Source organism: Citrobacter sp. JUb117, assembly GCF_024809055.1.
Lineage (GTDB): Bacteria > Pseudomonadota > Gammaproteobacteria > Enterobacterales > Enterobacteriaceae > Citrobacter > Citrobacter gillenii.
Genome location: NZ_JANUFB010000001.1, coordinates 317,187 through 334,444, shown reverse-complemented (window position 1 = coordinate 334,444; position 17,258 = coordinate 317,187). Strand labels below are relative to the sequence as shown.

The 17,258-nt window shown below is 52.8% G+C and carries 14 protein-coding genes; 5 read left to right on the top strand and 9 right to left on the bottom strand.

Going from position 1 to position 17,258, the window contains the following annotated elements; genetic code table 11:
* The first annotated feature begins 266 nt into the window (after positions 1–266).
* Positions 267–875 carry an undecaprenyl-diphosphate phosphatase gene (gene ybjG / locus M2374_RS01580; protein ID WP_115258968.1) on the top strand — a complete coding sequence of 203 codons (609 nt, stop codon included), beginning with the start codon at positions 267–269 and terminating at the stop codon, positions 873–875.
* A 66-nt stretch (positions 876–941) separates the two neighbouring features.
* Positions 942–1,700 carry a DNA-binding transcriptional repressor DeoR gene (deoR, locus tag M2374_RS01575; RefSeq protein WP_115258969.1) on the top strand — a complete coding sequence of 253 codons (759 nt, stop codon included), beginning with the start codon at positions 942–944 and terminating at the stop codon, positions 1,698–1,700.
* A 45-nt stretch (positions 1,701–1,745) separates the two neighbouring features.
* Here deoR and dacC read toward each other — a convergent pair whose 3' ends face one another.
* Positions 1,746–2,948 (bottom strand): serine-type D-Ala-D-Ala carboxypeptidase, encoded by a 1,203-nt coding sequence (gene dacC, locus M2374_RS01570; protein WP_115259972.1) that lies wholly within the window; start codon positions 2,946–2,948, stop codon positions 1,746–1,748.
* A gap of 318 nt (positions 2,949–3,266) precedes the next feature.
* Here dacC and M2374_RS01565 point away from each other — a divergent pair, with 318 nt between their 5' ends.
* A complete protein-coding gene (locus tag M2374_RS01565) occupies positions 3,267–3,893 on the top strand; it encodes a glutathione S-transferase family protein (RefSeq protein ID WP_117341693.1) in 627 nt (208 codons plus the stop codon).
* A 16-nt stretch (positions 3,894–3,909) separates the two neighbouring features.
* Here the strand turns inward: M2374_RS01565 and M2374_RS01560 are convergent, their stop codons facing one another.
* Both M2374_RS01560 and bssR read right to left on the bottom strand, forming a co-directional pair.
* Complete coding sequence (locus M2374_RS01560) at positions 3,910–5,022, bottom strand: PQQ-dependent sugar dehydrogenase (RefSeq protein ID WP_096757725.1); 1,113 nt, start codon at positions 5,020–5,022, stop codon at positions 3,910–3,912.
* A gap of 102 nt (positions 5,023–5,124) precedes the next feature.
* The gene (gene bssR / locus M2374_RS01555) at positions 5,125–5,511 is read right to left on the bottom strand and encodes a biofilm formation regulator BssR (protein ID WP_096757726.1); all 387 of its coding nucleotides are present in this window, start codon (positions 5,509–5,511) and stop codon (positions 5,125–5,127) included.
* Positions 5,512–5,718: 207 nt separating this feature from the next.
* Between bssR and M2374_RS01550 the strand changes: the two genes are divergently transcribed.
* Entirely contained in the window at positions 5,719–6,645 is a 927-nt protein-coding gene (locus tag M2374_RS01550) for a LysR family transcriptional regulator (protein ID WP_115258971.1), read from the top strand.
* Positions 6,646–6,677: 32 nt separating this feature from the next.
* Here M2374_RS01550 and glgP read toward each other — a convergent pair whose 3' ends face one another.
* Entirely contained in the window at positions 6,678–9,128 is a 2,451-nt protein-coding gene (gene glgP, locus M2374_RS01545) for a glycogen phosphorylase (protein WP_181688334.1), read from the bottom strand.
* A gap of 471 nt (positions 9,129–9,599) precedes the next feature.
* Between glgP and rimO the strand changes: the two genes are divergently transcribed.
* Complete coding sequence (gene rimO, locus M2374_RS01540) at positions 9,600–10,907, top strand: 30S ribosomal protein S12 methylthiotransferase RimO (protein WP_115258973.1); 1,308 nt, start codon at positions 9,600–9,602, stop codon at positions 10,905–10,907.
* A gap of 59 nt (positions 10,908–10,966) precedes the next feature.
* On the opposite strand, the gene gsiD is transcribed toward rimO, so the two are convergent.
* Genes gsiD through iaaA form a run of 5 tightly spaced genes read right to left on the bottom strand, consistent with a single transcriptional unit; the run spans position 10,967 to position 17,234 of the window.
* Positions 10,967–11,878, bottom strand: a complete 912-nt coding sequence (gene gsiD / locus M2374_RS01535; RefSeq protein ID WP_096757731.1) for a glutathione ABC transporter permease GsiD — start codon at positions 11,876–11,878, stop codon at positions 10,967–10,969.
* Positions 11,879–11,880: 2 nt separating this feature from the next.
* Positions 11,881–12,801 carry a glutathione ABC transporter permease GsiC gene (gene gsiC / locus M2374_RS01530; RefSeq protein ID WP_137400343.1) on the bottom strand — a complete coding sequence of 307 codons (921 nt, stop codon included), beginning with the start codon at positions 12,799–12,801 and terminating at the stop codon, positions 11,881–11,883.
* Between the two features lie 47 nt (positions 12,802–12,848).
* The gene (gsiB, locus tag M2374_RS01525) at positions 12,849–14,387 is read right to left on the bottom strand and encodes a glutathione ABC transporter substrate-binding protein GsiB (protein WP_096757733.1); all 1,539 of its coding nucleotides are present in this window, start codon (positions 14,385–14,387) and stop codon (positions 12,849–12,851) included.
* 23 nt (positions 14,388–14,410) lie between these two features.
* Entirely contained in the window at positions 14,411–16,282 is a 1,872-nt protein-coding gene (gene gsiA, locus M2374_RS01520) for a glutathione ABC transporter ATP-binding protein GsiA (RefSeq protein ID WP_181688335.1), read from the bottom strand.
* Positions 16,269–17,234, bottom strand: a complete 966-nt coding sequence (iaaA, locus tag M2374_RS01515; RefSeq protein ID WP_181688336.1) for a beta-aspartyl-peptidase — start codon at positions 17,232–17,234, stop codon at positions 16,269–16,271. The genes gsiA and iaaA overlap by 14 nt, the downstream gene beginning before the upstream one ends.
* Between the last annotated feature and the right edge of the window lie 24 nt (positions 17,235–17,258).

Sequence of the window (17,258 nt, the reverse complement as noted above, 5' to 3'; positions counted from 1 at the left end):
AGTGTAATAAATGCGCCGGACTGGTGATAGTGAATTATGTGATTTGGCCGCAAAATGCGCACATTTTTACACTCAGTTTCACAATGCTCTTTTGCTTTAAGGTTAATTTAAGTTGAACCCGTTATCATGCTCTATAGACGTCATTAATTATCTTAAAAATAGTCATTTAGCTGACAAATAAGACAACACCGCTTTTTATCCCGCTAAAGCGAACTTATGCTCTGCCTGATGGGACTCTTTTAACTACTGTCGTGAATCTGGATGTTATGCTGGAAAATCTGAACAACTCGCTATTTTACCTGATCAACGCCACGCCGGACTCTGCGCAATGGGCGATCGCGTTTGCCATCTTTATTGCTAAAGATCTGATCAGCATCGTGCCGTTGTTAGCTGTAATCCTGTGGCTTTGGGGCCCGCGCGACCACGTGACGACTCAGCGCAAACTGGTGATCAAAATGGCGCTGGCAATAATTGTCAGCCTGGTCATTTCATGGCTGATAGGACATCTGTTCCCACACGATCGCCCGTTTGTTAACCACATCGGCTACAACTTCCTGCACCATGCACCTGATGACTCTTTCCCAAGCGATCACGGCACCGTTATTTTCACCTTTGCACTGGCCTTTATATTCTGGCATCGCCTGTGGTCTGGCGCCCTGTTTATGGCGATTGCCGTGGCGATCGCCTGGTCACGGGTGTACCTCGGCGTACACTGGCCGCTGGATATGCTGGGTGGGTTCCTGGCAGCGTTAATCGGCTGCCTGAGCGCCCAGATGATCTGGCAACGGTTCGGCACCTCGCTGTATTCCGCGTTGCAGGCCTGCTATCGCACCTGCTTCGCCCTGCCGATCCGTAAAGGCTGGGTGCGTGACTAATCCACGGTAAAAAGAGTAGTATTAAGCGCGCGATATGAAACGCTTATTCTACTCACCAGGGGAACTATGGAAACACGACGCGACGAGCGTATTGGTCAATTGCTGCAGGCGCTGAAACGCAGCGATAAATTACACCTTAAAGAAGCCGCGACGCTACTTGGCGTATCTGAGATGACCATCCGTCGCGACCTGAATAATAACGATGCCCCGGTCGTGTTGCTGGGGGGATATATTGTTCTGGAACCCCGTAGCGCCAGCCATTACTTAATCAGCGACCAAAAGTCCCGGCTGGTGGATGAGAAACGTCGCGCGGCCCAACAAGCTGCGAGCCTCGTTCAAGCGCATCAGACGATCTTTTTTGACTGCGGCACCACCACGCCGTGGATCATTGAAGCTATTGATAACGATCTGCCTTTCACCGCGATTTGCTACTCGCTGAATACCTTTCTGGTACTCCAGGAAAAACCGCTGTGTCGCGTCATCCTATGTGGCGGTGAATTCCACGCCAGCAACGCTATTTTCAAACCACTCGATTTCCAGGAAACGCTGAACAACCTGTGCCCGGATATCGCGTTTTATTCTGCGGCTGGCGTACACATTGACAAAGGTGCAACCTGTTTTAACCTGGAAGAACTACCGGTGAAGCATTGGGCGATGTCGATGGCGCAGTATCATGTACTGGTGGTGGATCACAGCAAGTTTGGTAAGGTGCGTCCCGCTCGGATGGGTAATCTGAAACGCTTTGATAGCATCATTAGCGATACCCGTCCTGACGATGAGTTTGTTGATTACGCAAAAGCGCAGCACATTAAACTGGTGTACTGAAATGACATTGCCGGACGCACAAACGCTGTCCGGCAATAACGGTGATTAAGAGAACCAGCCACCAAACCACTGGTGGAATTTCATCATCACAAAGTCCCACATCCGGCTAAAGAAACCGCCCTCTTCAACGGCCTCCATCACCATCAGCGGACGCTGTTCAATGGATTTCCCGTTCAGCTGGAAGTCGATCGTCCCGACAACCTGGCCTTTCTTCAGTGGCGCGGTTAATTGCGGTTCGGTCAGTGTAAAGCTGGCTTTCAGATTTTTAAGCTGACCGCGCGGAATAGTCACCGAACCGGCTTCGCCTGCGCCCAGGTTAACTTCACTCTTATCGCCGAACCAGACGCGCTGGGTCACAAAGGTGGCATCCGGTTTAATCGGCGTGACCGTTTCAAAGAAGCGGAAGCCCCACGTCAGCAGCTTCTCTGACTCATTGAATCGAATACGGTCGGTTTTCGCTCCCAGCACTACCGAGATCAGGCGCATATCGCCCTGGGTGGCGGAAGCCACCAGGTTATAACCCGCGCCCGTCGTGGTGCCCGTTTTCATCCCGTCCACGTTCAGGTTGGTGCTCCACAGCAGGCGGTTGCGGTTCGGTTGGCGAATTTTATTAAAGGTAAACTCTTTTTCTTTATGAATGGCGTACTCTTCCGGCACATCGTGGATGAGTGCTTTACCGAGCAAGGCCATGTCGCGCGCGGTACTGAACTGCCCCGGCGCATCCAAACCATGCACCGTCTGGAAGGTGGTATTCGTCAGTCCCAGCTTTTGCGCATAGCCGTTCATCAAACCAATAAAGGATTCCTGGCTGCCAGCCACGTAATCTGCCAGCGCGATACATGCATCATTACCCGACTGAATAATAATGCCTTTGTTCAGATCGGAGACCGCTACCTGATCGCCGGGTTTCAGGAACATCACTGAAGACCCACGCAGAGCCGGGTTGCCCGTCGCCCAGGCATCTTTTCCTACGGTAACCATGTCGTTCAGGTTAATTTTCCCGGCCTTCAGCGCCTGGCCAACCACATAGCTGGTCATGATCTTGGTCAGACTGGCTGGATCCAATTTCTCATCAGCATTGCCCTCCGCCAGCACCTTGCCGCTGGCGTAATCCATTAAGATCCACGCGCGCGCATCCACGCTCGGCGGCGCGGTGGGTTGCTCTACCGCCTGTGCGGTCGGTGCCAAAAGGAATAACAGCGCTGAACCTGCGGCGAAACTGCGAAGGGAAGAGAAGTATTGCGTCATAAATGCCACCCGAGTATCCATTCCAAAAAACCACGTCATAACACACCATGTTTACACAAACTGCATCGGCCAAACCCGCGCAGAAGCGGCCTGATGGATGACGTGTAAAATAAGTGCGGTGAGTAATAACGCACTAACGAGCTTAAAGAAACCGTAAGTTGGTAAAGTTTTTAAAGTTTATGCAATAACACTGCGCTGCGCCGCTTTCATCACGATTTTTTTACGTGTTGTTGCGTAAATATTAGGTTTACCCCACCATGTAACGGGTTTAATACCGAATGCAGCCATCAAGCTGCTCAATGATTACGCGGGGTTACTATGATTACACTGTGGGGTCGCAATAACTCGACCAACGTGAAAAAAGTGTTGTGGACGCTCGAAGAACTGGAACTGCCGTATAACCAAATACTGGCGGGCGGGCAGCACGGTATCAACCGAGATGCTGACTACCTGGCGATGAATCCAAACGGTCTGGTCCCCCTGCTACGCGATGATGAAACCGACGTTTTACTGTGGGAATCCAATACCATCGTCCGCTATCTGGCCGCCCAATACGGGCAAAAACGGCTGTGGATCGATGCCCCGGCAAAACGTGCAGAAGGCGAAAAATGGATGGACTGGGCTAACCAGACGCTAAGCCCTGCTCATCGGGTCATCTTATTTGGTCTGGTCAGAACACCGGCAGAACAACGCGACCAGGCGGCCATTGACGCAGGCGCGAAGGTTTGCGACAACCTGTTTGCCATGCTCGACAACGCGCTGGCCGACCAACAGTGGTTCTCCGGGGACGAGTTTGGTACCGGCGATATCGCCATCGCCCCGTTTATCTACAACCTGTTTAACGTTGGCCTGAGCTGGACCGAACGTCCTCACCTTGAGCGTTGGTACCAGCAGCTTACCGAACGTCCAGCGTTCCAAAAAGCGGTGATGATCCCGGTCAGCTGATGCTGCAGCGCTGCGGCTACCGGGGGCTCACCTTCAGTAGTTGCCCGTCGGACTCGTCGGTTAACACATACAAATAACCGTCTGGTCCGACACGCACATCGCGGATCCGCTGTCCTCTTTCGCGTAAAATACGCCCGTCCTCAGTAACCTGATTCCCGTTAACGCTTAAAACGATCACATCCTGGTCTTTTAACGCGCCAATAAACACCTTCTGCCGCCACTGCGCAAAGGTATCGCTATTGTAAAAAGCCATCCCGCTGACCGCCGGCGACTTTTCCCAGTAGAAAACAGGCTGTTCCGTACCCTCAACAATTCCACCTTTAGCCTCAGGTATTTTTAAACCGCTGTAGTTCATCCCCCAGGTCGCTAACGGCCAGCCGTAGTTTTTGCCTTTCTCGGGGATATTAATTTCGTCGCCACCGCGCGGGCCATGTTCGTTGAGCCACAGCGTGTCACTCCAGGGATTCATCGCCATCCCCTGTGGATTACGGATGCCATAGGACCAAATCTCAGGTCGAGCACCGGCCTGGTTCACAAATGGATTATCCGGCGGAATGCTGCCCTCATCGGTCAGTCGCACCACCTTACCCTGCAGCTTGTCCAGATCCTGAGCGGTAGCGCGCTGGTTATTTTCACCCAGACCAATAAACAGGTGGCCTTTACCGTCAAACACCATGCGGCCACCAAAATGGTTGCCGGTTGAAAGTTTTGGCATCTGGCGAAAAACCGTCTGGAACGCCTGCAGATGTTTGAGATCGTCGCTCAGTCGTCCATAACCGACTGCCGTACCGGCCTTACCCTCATGGTCGGCTTCAGCAAAGCTGAGCCAAACCCGCCGGGAACGTTCAAAATCCGGGGCGAGCACCACATCGAGTAACCCCCCCTGACCGTGCGCCCAAACCTTTGGTACCCCGGTTAGCGGATCGGAAAGTCCTTCCCCCGCCTGCCATAGTCGCAACTGTCCACCCCGCAGCGTGAGTAATATGCCGCGGTTGTCAGGTAAAAAGGCCAAGGACCAGGGGTGATCAAGTTTGGTTTGCAGCACCTCAACCTTCAGCGCAGACGGTTCGGCACTGGCGTGAGGGGCAAACAGTAACAGTGGGGCCGCACAGAGAAAGAGTCGCCGCATAACACCTCCTTAATGGCTCTGCATAAAGCGTAGCCAGCAAGGGGCAATTTCCCGCAACTTTTACACAATCTTAACGAAAAGGGGGAGCGCCCTCCCCCGGATTCAGACATGTTCCAGCGTTGAGTACATTTGCAAACACTGGATACTCAGCGTCAGCGTTGTCAGGCAGTTTTCCAGTTTCTCTGCGTTAACGGCGATAAAGGTCGGACAATCGTGATGTCCGCTCATCAGACAAACAGCCGCGGCGGCTAACGCGCCTTCAGCACGGCGCAGGGCATTCCACTCTTCCTGGTCAAGATGCATACCGTGGAGCTGTGATTGGTCATCATGCAGTTCGCGATTCAGTGCAAAAAAATTATCACGCAGACGATCGCTCTCACTCACTGACATATAGCCTTTCGCTTTCCTCAACAACAGATAAGCGGCGAGATCGATACGGGCGTTTATCAACTTGTTGAGAAGATCGGTTCTCAGTCTGTCAACGACCATACTTTGTTCCTCCTCTTTCCAACCATGGTGCAACTTAATAGTATGGTCGTTTTTTGAACAAATTGATGCTCCACGTCAATAAACCCTAATTGATTAACATTATTTACAATGTTACAACGCACAGAGAAACCGTCTGTTTCTGACGTAGCGATAATTTTTTGCTATACCTGATGGGGTTACTGTCGCGACACGGATGATGAGGGGTCTATGTCAAAAGCAAATGATGCCGAGAAGATACGCACGCTATCAAAGATAGACCTGAATCTGCTCACCATTTTCTGTTTAATTTATAGCGTAGGGAGCATTACCCGCGTCGCCGATATGCTGAATATTTCTCCCTCGGCTGTCAGTCAGTCGTTAAAAAAACTGCGCGAACTGATGGGAGATAATCTTTTTGTCCGCAGCGGCAATGCGTTATTACCAACCGTCTATTCCGACGAGCTTTACGACAATGCAATCCCGATTATTGATAAACTGTCGCTGCTAATGCCACATACTTCCCCGGCATCCAGAAAAAGGCTCACGCTGTATACGGAATCGTTTATTTCACCGATCGTTATTCCCGACGTTACGGAAAAAATAATCAGCAATAACGCGGATATCAGTCTCCTGCATCTTACCGCTGATTTAAATGAGCAGAGTATTATCGAACTGCTCACGATGCGGCAGGCTGATGTTGTTTTTTCTACCTTTTCCGTGGAATCAGGCAGTATTTCCTGTCACAAAATATGTGATATGCGGCTGGTACTGGCAGCGTCACAAAATAATACGTTGTATGGTCATTCGATCAGTGAGGAAATGTTCAGAAGTGCCAATCTGGTGGGTTACAACACTAAAAACGAGAAAATAATTTATCACCGCAGCATCGTGGATAAAAAATTCAGAACCGGGGATCGCTGCCTGCTAACCTCTTCTTTTACCGCGATACTCACGATTGTCGCGAATACCCAATGTTTAGGGGTGATCCCGGAAAAAGTCTTCGCCACGCATGCGCCACTTTATGGCCTGAAAAAAATCAATACGCCGTTCCCGTTACCGCAATTCAGTATTTTTGCCTCATCGCGCAAAGAAACCAATACCCATAAGCTCCTGGCGCCAATTCTCGCCGATTTACAAGCATCCTCCCTGTTCTGAAAACCAGGGAGAACACCCGTTGTGATTAAGGGTTAGACATGGATCCGGGTAATACGCCAAATATTATTGGCGTATTCCTGTACCGTTCTGTCCGACGAGAAGTACCCCATATTGGCAATATTATGCAGCGATTTCGTCGTCCACTCACGGGGAGTACGATACAACTCATCCACAGAGTCCTGGCAATCAACATAGCGGCGATAATCCGCTAACACCTGATAATGGTCACCAAAGTTGATCAATGAATCGAGGATGTTACGATACCGCCCAGGATCCTGTGGACTAAACAGGCCGGTGCCAATTTGCGTCAGTGCCTGATGCAGTTCGGCATCATTCTCAAAAATCGTTCTTGGGTTATAGCCGTCACGTCGTAAGGCGTCGACTTCCGGCGCCTTATTACCAAAGATAAAGATGTTATCTTCGCCGACATATTCCTGCATTTCAATATTCGCCCCGTCCAGCGTGCCAATGGTCAACGCACCATTTAAGCCAAACTTCATATTGCTGGTACCGGAAGCCTCGGTCCCTGCCAGTGAAATTTGCTCGGAAAGGTCCGCCGCCGGAATAATTAGCTGCGCCAGGCTGACGCTGTAATCCGGGATAAACACCACCTTCAGCTTGCCGCCGATTTGTGGATCGTTATTCACCCGCTGTGCCACGTCATTTATTAAGCGAATAATCTGTTTCGCCATGTGGTACGACGAAGCAGCCTTACCGGCAAAGATATTCACACGAGGAACCCAGTTTTCCTCCGGTGCAGCTTTAATACGGTTGTAGCGTGTAATCACGTGGAGCACGTTCAATAATTGACGCTTGTACTCGTGAATACGCTTCACCTGTACATCAAACAGGGCCGCAGGATCCACCACCACCCCGTACTGGGTGGCAATATGGTGCGCCAGCCGCTGTTTATTTTTGTGTTTCGCGCGATGCACCGCATCGTTCACGCTTGGATAATCAATATACTGTTTCAGATCAGCAAGCTGCATCAGGTTAGTGCGCCAGTTCTGACCGATATTCTCATCCAGTACGTTTGCCAGCGGCGGGTTCGCCAATGCCAGCCAGCGACGGGCCGTCACGCCATTCGTGACATTAGTAAACCGCATCGGGAAGATACGCGCAAAATCAGCAAACAGTGATTCCGTCATCAATTTTGAATGTAATGCCGACACGCCGTTCACTTTATGACTGACCACGACGGCCAGCCAGGCCATCCGCACCACCCGGCCATGCGATTCATCAATTAACGAGACCCGTTTAAGCAGCTCACTGTCATCATGATATTTATCCGCCACGGATTTCAGGAAGCGATCGTTAATTTCAAAAATAATTTGCAAATGGCGCGGCAGGATCCGGCTCAGCATCTCTACCGGCCATGTTTCCAGCGCTTCACTCATCAAGGTGTGGTTGGTATAGGAGAAAATCTGACAAGTCACGTCAAACGCATCATCCCATGCAAATTGATGATTATCGATTAACAGACGCATCAATTCCGGGATCGCCAGAACCGGGTGGGTATCATTAAGGTGAATCGCGATTTTATCAGCCAGATTATGATAAGTTTTGTGCAGTTGATAATGCCGGCTCAATATGTCCTGAATGGTCGCTGAGGCCAAAAAATAAGCCTGGCGTAGGCGCAGCTCGCGCCCGGCGTCGGTGGAGTCATCCGGGTACAGCACCCGCGAGATCTTTTCAAAATGGTATTTATTTTCCACTTCAACGGTAAAATCATCATTCAGATTTACTTTGCCTGAATTAACTTCACTATTAACCTGCACATTCCACAAGCGCAATGTATTGGTGCTGTCGGTGTTATAACCTGGGACAATCTGGTCATGCGCTACGGCCAGAATATCCTCGGTCTCAATCCAGCGGACTTTGCTGCCTTCTTGCTGAACACGACCGCCAAAGCGCACTTTATAGTGGGTATTATGACGCTTAAATTCCCACGGATTTCCGTATTCTAGCCAATAGTCCAGCGACTCCTTCTGCACCCCATTAACGATATTTTGTTTGAACATACCGTAGTTGTAACGGATACCGTAACCGCATCCCGGTAAACCCAACGTGGCCAGCGAGTCAAGGAAACAGGCCGCCAGACGTCCGAGACCACCATTGCCAAGCCCTGGATCGTTTTCTTCGTCAATCAGCTCTTCCAGATCCAGCCCCATGGCCTCGAGCGCGCTGTTCACTTCGTCATAAATCCCCAGAGACAGCAGCGCATTCGACAATGTACGCCCAATCAGAAACTCCATCGACAGGTAATAAACCTGGCGGGCATCCTGAGAGAATTGCGCCCGGTTTGAACGATGCCAGCGTTCAACCATGCGATCGCGCACGGCATATAGCGTAGCGTTTAACCATTCACGTTTAGTGGCAATGGCCGGATCTTTACCAATGGTAAATAAGAGTTTATTGGCAATATCATCCCTGAGTTTATCAACATCAATTTCGGCGGCTGTAGGAAGTGGGGAAATATACATGTCAGCGTGACCTCGTAGAATCGGACAGGGGCAGAAAAATAAAATAAAAATAAAGCACAAATAAATTTATGAGCGTTGATTCTTTTGCGGGCTCACTTCATGACGAGTAATAGAATGAAGTTCATTCATTAATAAGCGCCAGCTTAAACCGGTGGCGAGCGAAATATAATATAAGCTCACACCATTAGCATAAAGGGTTCTCGCCATTTTAAGTTTTGACTGCAAAGCAATATCTTTCAAATTTAACCTCATGAATAACGCTCGACATATTAAATTTAGAAGACTTCTTCTCTATAGCCAAGAAGTGACACTTAAAGCCGGAATTAGACTCTCTAAATACCTTGCTCCTGCCGATAAGCCAATTACCGGTACTCCCCATTTAGAGCGTCCGACTTATGAACATCAGAGATAGATGTCACGCGATGGCATCTGTATAATCCCCCGATTACGAGCAATGTACAGTATAAGAAAATGGCAAAAATTGGTTTTATTTCACTAGGTTGTCCGAAAAACCTCGTTGATTCTGAGCGCATCCTGACTGAACTTCGTACCGAAGGTTATGACGTGGTGCCGAATTACGACGACGCGGATATGGTTATCGTTAACACCTGCGGCTTTATCGACAGCGCGGTACAAGAATCACTGGAAGTGATTGGCGAAGCGCTGAACGAGAACGGCAAGGTGATTGTCACCGGCTGTCTGGGCGCGAAAGTCGATCAGATCCGTGAAGTTCACCCGAAGGTGCTGGAAATCACCGGACCGCACAGTTACGAGCAGGTTCTGGAACACGTTCACCATTACGTGCCAAAACCAAAACATAACCCGTTCCAGAGCCTGGTTCCTGAGCAGGGCGTCAAGCTGACGCCGCGTCATTACGCCTATCTGAAGATCTCTGAAGGGTGCAATCACCGCTGCACGTTCTGCATCATTCCGTCCATGCGCGGCGATTTGGTCAGCCGTCCCATCGGCGAGGTACTCAGCGAAGCCAAGCGCCTGGTTGATGCGGGCGTCAAAGAGATTCTGGTTATCTCCCAGGATACCTCCGCTTACGGCGTGGATGTGAAGCACCGCACCGGCTTCCATAACGGTGAGCCAGTGAAAACCAGCATGGTTGATCTGTGCGAGCAGCTGTCGAAACTGGGTATCTGGACTCGTCTGCATTACGTCTATCCGTACCCGCACGTCGATGATGTCATCCCGCTGATGGCGGAAGGCAAAATCCTGCCGTATCTGGACATCCCTCTGCAGCATGCCAGCCCGCGTATTCTTAAGCTGATGAAGCGCCCAGGTTCGGTAGACCGCCAGTTAGCGCGTATTAAGCAGTGGCGTGAAATCTGCCCTGAACTGACCCTGCGTTCAACGTTTATCGTCGGCTTCCCGGGTGAAACCGAAGAAGACTTCCAGATGCTGCTCGATTTCCTGAAAGAAGCGCGTCTGGATCGCGTCGGCTGCTTTAAATACAGCCCGGTAGAAGGTGCGGGGGCCAATGCGCTGCCGGATCAAATCCCGGAAGAGGTGAAAGAAGAACGCTGGAACCGCTTTATGCAATTGCAGCAGCAGATCTCTGCTGAACGCTTGCAGGAGAAAGTCGGCCGCGAAATTCTGGTCATCGTCGATGAAGTTGACGAAGAAGGCGCGATTGGTCGCAGCATGGCAGACGCCCCGGAAATCGACGGCGCTGTGTATATGAATGGCGAAACCAACGTGAAGCCTGGCGATATCATCCGCGTGAAAGTCGAAAACGCAGACGAATACGATCTGTGGGGCAGCCGCGTTTAACTCATCGTCACCCAACAGTAGGCCGGATAAGGCATTTACGCCGTCATCCGGCCTACTGTTTATCCTTTAATCTTCGGGTCCAGCGCGTCGCGCAGGCCATCACCCAATAAGTTAAACGCCAGCACCGTCAGGAATATTGCCACCGCCGGGAATATCGCCACGTGTGGAGCAATCACCATATCCGCCCGCGCTTCGTTGAGCATCGCGCCCCACTCCGGCGTCGGTGGCTGAGCACCCAATCCCAGGAACGACAAACTCGCGGCGGAGATGATCGACGTCCCGATGCGCATGGTAAAAAAGACCACGATCGACGAGACCGTCCCCGGCAAAATATGGTTGAAGATAATGGTCGTATCGCTGGCGCCAATGCTGCGCGCCGACTCAATAAACGTCTGCTGTTTGAGCACCAACGTATTCCCACGCACCAGTCGCGCAAAGGCTGGAATGGAGAAGATAGCGACGGCAATTATCACGTTAGCAATGCCGCTGCCGAGCACCGCCACCACCGCTATCGCCAGCAGAATACCCGGAAAAGCGAATAGCACATCGCAGATACGCATAATCAGCCGATCCCACCAGCCTTCGTAATAACCTGCCAGCAGACCCAACACCGTACCTATGGCCGCGCCAATAAATACGGCAAACACCCCTGCCGCCAGCGAAATTTGCGCGCCAACCAGCACGCGGCTAAAAATATCCCGCCCCAGCGAATCGACGCCAAACCAGTGCAACATCGACGGCCCATCATTGAGGCGGTCATAGTCGAAGTAATTCTCGGCATCAAACGGCGTCAACCAACGGGCAAATATCGCCACCAGGATCAAGGCCAGCACGAATAACCCGGCGATCATCGCCACACGCTGGCGACGAAAACGCCGCCAGAACTCGTGCCACGGCGTGCGGATCTGTTCAGGCTTAACGAGCGGCATTGCATTTAAAATCGCCTGTCGGCGCCAGTTAAAAAATCGCATCCTTACTTGTACCTGATAGCCGGATTAATGGCGGCATAGAGCACATCCACCACTAAGTTAATAAGAATAAACTCCAGAGAAAATAACAGCACCTCGGCCTGAATCACCGGGTAGTCTCGCATTTCAACCGAGTCCACCAACAATCGTCCGAGCCCTGGCCAGTTAAAGACTTTCTCAACCACAATGGAGCCACCAAGCAAAAAGCCAAACTGCAGCCCCATCATCGTGACGACCGGGATCATCGCGTTACGCAAACCGTGTTTTAACACCACCCAGGTTTCACTCACCCCTTTTGCCCGCGCGGTGCGCATGTAATCTTCGCTGAGCACATCGACAAACGAGGCGCGGGTAAAACGCGCCAATACCGCTGCCACCGCAGCGCCCAGCGTGATAGAGGGCAGGATATAATGCTGCCAGGAATCCGCGCCCACGGTGGGTAACCAGCCGAGCTCCACGGAAAAAATCTGCATTAACAGCATGCCGAGGGCAAACGCCGGGAAGGAGATCCCGGTGACCGCAAGGGTCATACTCAACCTGTCCGGCCAGCGATTTCGCCATACGGCGGCGATGATCCCTGCCGTCATGCCAAACAAGACCGCCCACGTCATGCTGGCAATCGTCAACCAGAATGAAGGCATAAAGCGGCTGGCAATCTCTTCAGCAACCGGACGACGCGACACCATCGAGGTGCCAAAGTCACCTTGCAACACGTTCGTCATGTAATGCCAGAACTGAACATGCAGAGGCTGGTCCAGACCCAACTGCTGGCGCACCAGCTCAATCACCTCAGCGTCGGCCTCCGGTCCGGCAATCAACCGGGCCGGATCGCCAGGCAGCAAATGAACAAATAAAAACACCAGCACCGCGACGATAAGTAGCGTTGGAATCAACCCCAGCAGGCGCTTGAAAACATAATTAAGCATCAGACTCCCTTCGGCGGCCCCCGCTGTTCAGGGGCCGAATGAATAGCTTATTGCAAATCCGCATCATCAAAACTAAATCCGGTGTCCGGCATAATCCAGAATCCGGTCAACTTGGTACTGTGCGCAGAGATCAGTTTCTCCACCACCAGCGGGATCCACGGCGACTCTTTCCAGATGATATCCTGTGCATCTTTGTACAATCGCGCTTTTTCGCTCGGATCGTTCGTTTGCAGCGCCGCGGCTAAATCGCTGTCCACCTGCTTGTTACTGTAAAACGCCGTATTAAACAACGTTGGCGGCCAGTTTTGCGAAGCAAACAGCGGTGATAATGCCCAGTCAGCTTCGCCCGTCGACGCCGACCAGCCGGTGTAGAACATCCGTACCCCGCTCTCTTTCTGCGCCTTACCTTCAACTTCTGCCGCCCGCTGTCCGGCATCCATCGCCGTCACCTGCGCCTTCACGCCGACCTGCGCTAACTGCTGCTGGGTAAATTGCAGCACTTTCTGCGCGGTGCTGTGATTATGCGATGACCACAGCGTGGTGGTAAAGCCGTTGGGATAACCCGCCTCTTTCAGCAACTCACGGGCTTTCGCCGGATCGTAAGGCCACGGCGTATAGCTTTGCGCGTAGGCTATCGCGGGCGGCAGCACGCCGGTCGCCGGTGTGGCGTAACCGGCAAATGCCACTTTTACCAACGCCTGGCGGTTAATGGCATAGTTCAGCGCCTCACGCACCTTCGGATTATCAAACGGTTTTTGCGTCACGTTCATGCTGATATAACGCTGCATGATCGACGGACTGGCAACCAGTTCCAGGTTTTTGTTCTTCGCCAGTAATGCGGCCTGCTCGTAAGGGATCGGGAAGGCAAATTGTGCCTCGCCGGTCTGCAACATCGCCGCACGGGTGTTATTGTCGGTCACCGGACGCCAGGTAATCGTATCAAGCTTCGGCAGGCCCTGCTGCCAGTAACCAGCGAACTTTTTCACCTTCACAAAATCGGTCTGATTCCAGGTTTCAAGCTGATAAGGCCCGGTACCCACCGGATGGAAGCCGATATCTTTACCGTATTTCTTCAGCGCCGCCGGCGATATCATTGCCGTTGCCGGGTGCGCCAGGATATTAATAAACGCCGAGAACGGCTGTTTCAGCGTGATCTTCACCGTCGTCGCATCAACGGCCTCGGTGTTAGCGATATTTTTATACAGGTTATAGCGTTTAAGATGATTTTCCGGATTGCTGGCTCGCTCAAGGTTAGCTTTCACCGCCTCTGCATTGAAATCGGTGCCATCCTGAAACTTCACCCCCTGCCGCAGTTTGACGGTATAGGTTAAGCCGTCATCGGAAACGGTATAGCTTTCTGCCAGCACATTTTTCAGCTTCATCTCTTTATCAAGACCGAAAAGCCCCTGATAAAACGACTTCGCCACCGCCTGCGACAGCGTGTCATTCGCGTCATAGGGGTCGAGCGTAGTAAAATTAGATCCTACCGCCACCACCACGTCTTTAGCCGACCAGGCAGGGGACGCAGCCAGTGCAGAGGCAACCCCCAGCGCAACCAGCCATTTACGAGCAACAATTTGTCTCATGTTATTCTCCTGAACCCTGCCTGTTATAGACGCGAAAGCGCATTTTCCACCTGCGGACGCGCAACATAATGCCCTGGCCCCACTAACTGGAGTGACACCGGGGAAATCTCTTCTCCGCGCTTGCGGATATTGCTGGGGATATCATCCGACAGCAGCACCCGCTGCGGCCGCTGATGAGAGGGATCGGCAACCGGAACCGCCGCCATTAATTTGCGGGTATACGGATGCTGCGGATTTTCAAACACCGCCCGACGGGGACCAATCTCGACAATCTGCCCCAGGTACATCACCGCCACACGGTGGCTGATACGTTCGACCACCGCCATATCGTGAGAAATAAACAGGTAGGCGATGCCCATTTCTCGCTGGAGATCGAGCAACAAATTAATAATCTGCCCACGAATCGAGACATCCAGCGCCGAAACTGATTCATCGGCAATGATCACTTTTGGATTGAGCGCCAGCGCCCGGGCAATACAGATACGCTGACGTTGGCCACCGGAAAACTCGTGCGGATAGCGCCAGGCGTGTTCAGGGAGTAGCCCCACCCGCTCCAGCAGCCAGGCGACCCGTTTTGCCGCGGCGTCCCCTTGCAGTAGCCCGTGCACCCGCAGCGGCTCGAGAATGGAATAACCTACCGTCTGACGCGGGTCGAGCGACGCATAGGGATCCTGGAAAATAAACTGAATATCCCGACGGAGCGACTGAAGCTTGCTGCTGGCCAGCGTGTCTATCCGCTGACCGTTAAAGGTGATCTCCCCGTGCTGAGACTCCACGAGTCGCAACAACGCCCGTCCGGTAGTAGATTTACCACAGCCGGACTCCCCGACCAGCGAGAGCGTTTCGCCTGGCCACAGATCAAAACTGACGTTTTCCACCGCATGCACCTCGCGGGTCACGCGATTGAGAATGCCGCTGCGCAGCGGGAAACGCGTCACCAGATTACGCACCTGCAGGATCGGCTCGCCCGCCACCACCGTGTCCTGTTCAGTCTGCGGTTCACGGTGGTCGGGGTCCTGCAGCGAAATCAACGGGAAACGGCGCGGCAGTTCATGTCCGCTCATGGCCCCGAGCTGCGGCACGGCAGCCAGCAGCGCTTTGGTATAGGGATGTTGCGGGGCGTGAAAAATCTGTTCCACGCTGCCCGTTTCTACAGCTTCACCCTGATACATCACCAGGACACGGTCGGCAATATCGGCAACCACGCCCATATCGTGGGTGATAAAAATCACCCCCATGGCCATGTCCTGCTGTAATACTTTAATTAACTGCAGGATCTGCGCCTGAATGGTGACATCCAGCGCGGTGGTCGGCTCATCGGCAATCAATACCGCCGGACGGCACGACAGCGCCATCGCAATCATAACCCGCTGGCGCATACCGCCAGAAAGCTGATGCGGAAAGCGCGATAAAATGGCCCTCGACTCCGGTATCCGCACCTGGTCGAGCATCCGTTTGGCCTCTTCCATCGCCGCCTCACGGCTAGCCCCCTGATGCAAACGAATCGACTCGGCTATTTGCTCGCCGACGGTGAACACCGGATTGAGCGACGTCATCGGCTCCTGGAAGATCATCGCGATATCCGCCCCGCGCACATGGCGCATCTGCGACGCGCTCTGTTCGCCCAGTTCAATCACCTGCCGGTTGCGTCGCCGAAGCAACATCTCATCGCAGCTCACCTCTCCGCCCGCCTGTTCAATCAGGCGCATCAGTGACAGCGCGGTGACCGACTTTCCTGAACCGGACTCGCCAACAATCGCCAGCGTTTCCCCACGCTTGAGGCGAAATGACAAATTGCGTACCGCACTGACCCGCTTCTGCTCCTGCGCAAACGCAATGTTCAGATTGCTAACCGCCAGTACATCGTTGGCGTCAAGCTCATCACTGTGTGGCAACGGTATCTCCTTTTTCCCGGTAAATACCGGTGGTTGGCGTATCGCCAGCGTATCCCCAGGCACGGTACATGCCTTCACTGTTAAACGGTAAGGCCACGTTACCTTCATGATCGACGGCAATAAGCCCGCCGCTACCGCCGAGCGCCGGTAATTTTTCCATAACTACGCGTTCGCAGGCCTCTGACAAGCTCAGCCCGCCATAATCCATCAGCGCGGCAATGTCATATGCTGCCAGCGCGCGTATAAACACTTCCCCGGTTCCGGTACACGAGACCGCCACGCTGGCATTATTGGCATAACAACCGGCACCTACTAACGGGCTATCCCCGACGCGCCCCGGCAGTTTGTTGGTCATGCCACCGGTCGAGGTCGCCGCCGCCAAATTACCGTACTTATCCAGCGCCACCGCGCCAACGGTGCCCATTTTGCTGCCCTCATCCAGCGGCGTACCGCCGTGATCGAGCACCGTTTCTCCCGCTGTACGTGCGTCCAGTAGCTGAGCATACCGCTCTGGCGTCGAGAAAATATCCGCACTCACGCGATCCATGCCCTGCGCATGGGCAAAATTCTCCGCCCCTTCGCCTATCATCATAACGTGCGGGCTTTTTTCCAGCACCAGACGGGCCGCGAGGATCGGGTTACGCAGGTGGCTGACGCCAGCGACGGCGCCTGCCTGCAGCGTATTTCCGTCCATCACGCAGGCATCCAGCTCATGGGTTTCATCACGGGTAAATACAGCGCCGATTCCGGCATTAAACAGAGGACACTCTTCCAGTAAGCGTACGGCTTCAGTCACCACATCCAGCGCGGTTTGGCCCGCCTCCAGCATTCGTTGCCCTACTTCAACGATATCTGACAATGCCTGTATATAACGCAATTCCTGTTCCTGACTCAGCTGCGCGCGGGTGATTGCGCCAGCGCCGCCGTGAATTGCAATGACTGCTTTGCCCATTTTTATCGTCCATTTAGGTGGCAG

Coding starts and splice junctions, on each gene's coding strand:
- ybjG (WP_115258968.1), top strand. CDS start 267: ATGCTGGAAAATCTGAACAACTCGCTATTTTACCTGATCAACGCCACG.
- deoR (WP_115258969.1), top strand. CDS start 942: ATGGAAACACGACGCGACGAGCGTATTGGTCAATTGCTGCAGGCGCTG.
- dacC (WP_115259972.1), bottom strand. CDS start 2,948: ATGACGCAATACTTCTCTTCCCTTCGCAGTTTCGCCGCAGGTTCAGCG.
- M2374_RS01565 (WP_117341693.1), top strand. CDS start 3,267: ATGATTACACTGTGGGGTCGCAATAACTCGACCAACGTGAAAAAAGTG.
- M2374_RS01560 (WP_096757725.1), bottom strand. CDS start 5,022: ATGCGGCGACTCTTTCTCTGTGCGGCCCCACTGTTACTGTTTGCCCCT.
- bssR (WP_096757726.1), bottom strand. CDS start 5,511: ATGGTCGTTGACAGACTGAGAACCGATCTTCTCAACAAGTTGATAAAC.
- M2374_RS01550 (WP_115258971.1), top strand. CDS start 5,719: ATGTCAAAAGCAAATGATGCCGAGAAGATACGCACGCTATCAAAGATA.
- glgP (WP_181688334.1), bottom strand. CDS start 9,128: ATGTATATTTCCCCACTTCCTACAGCCGCCGAAATTGATGTTGATAAA.
- rimO (WP_115258973.1), top strand. CDS start 9,600: ATGGCAAAAATTGGTTTTATTTCACTAGGTTGTCCGAAAAACCTCGTT.
- gsiD (WP_096757731.1), bottom strand. CDS start 11,878: ATGCGATTTTTTAACTGGCGCCGACAGGCGATTTTAAATGCAATGCCG.
- gsiC (WP_137400343.1), bottom strand. CDS start 12,801: ATGCTTAATTATGTTTTCAAGCGCCTGCTGGGGTTGATTCCAACGCTA.
- gsiB (WP_096757733.1), bottom strand. CDS start 14,387: ATGAGACAAATTGTTGCTCGTAAATGGCTGGTTGCGCTGGGGGTTGCC.
- iaaA (WP_181688336.1), bottom strand. CDS start 17,234: ATGGGCAAAGCAGTCATTGCAATTCACGGCGGCGCTGGCGCAATCACC.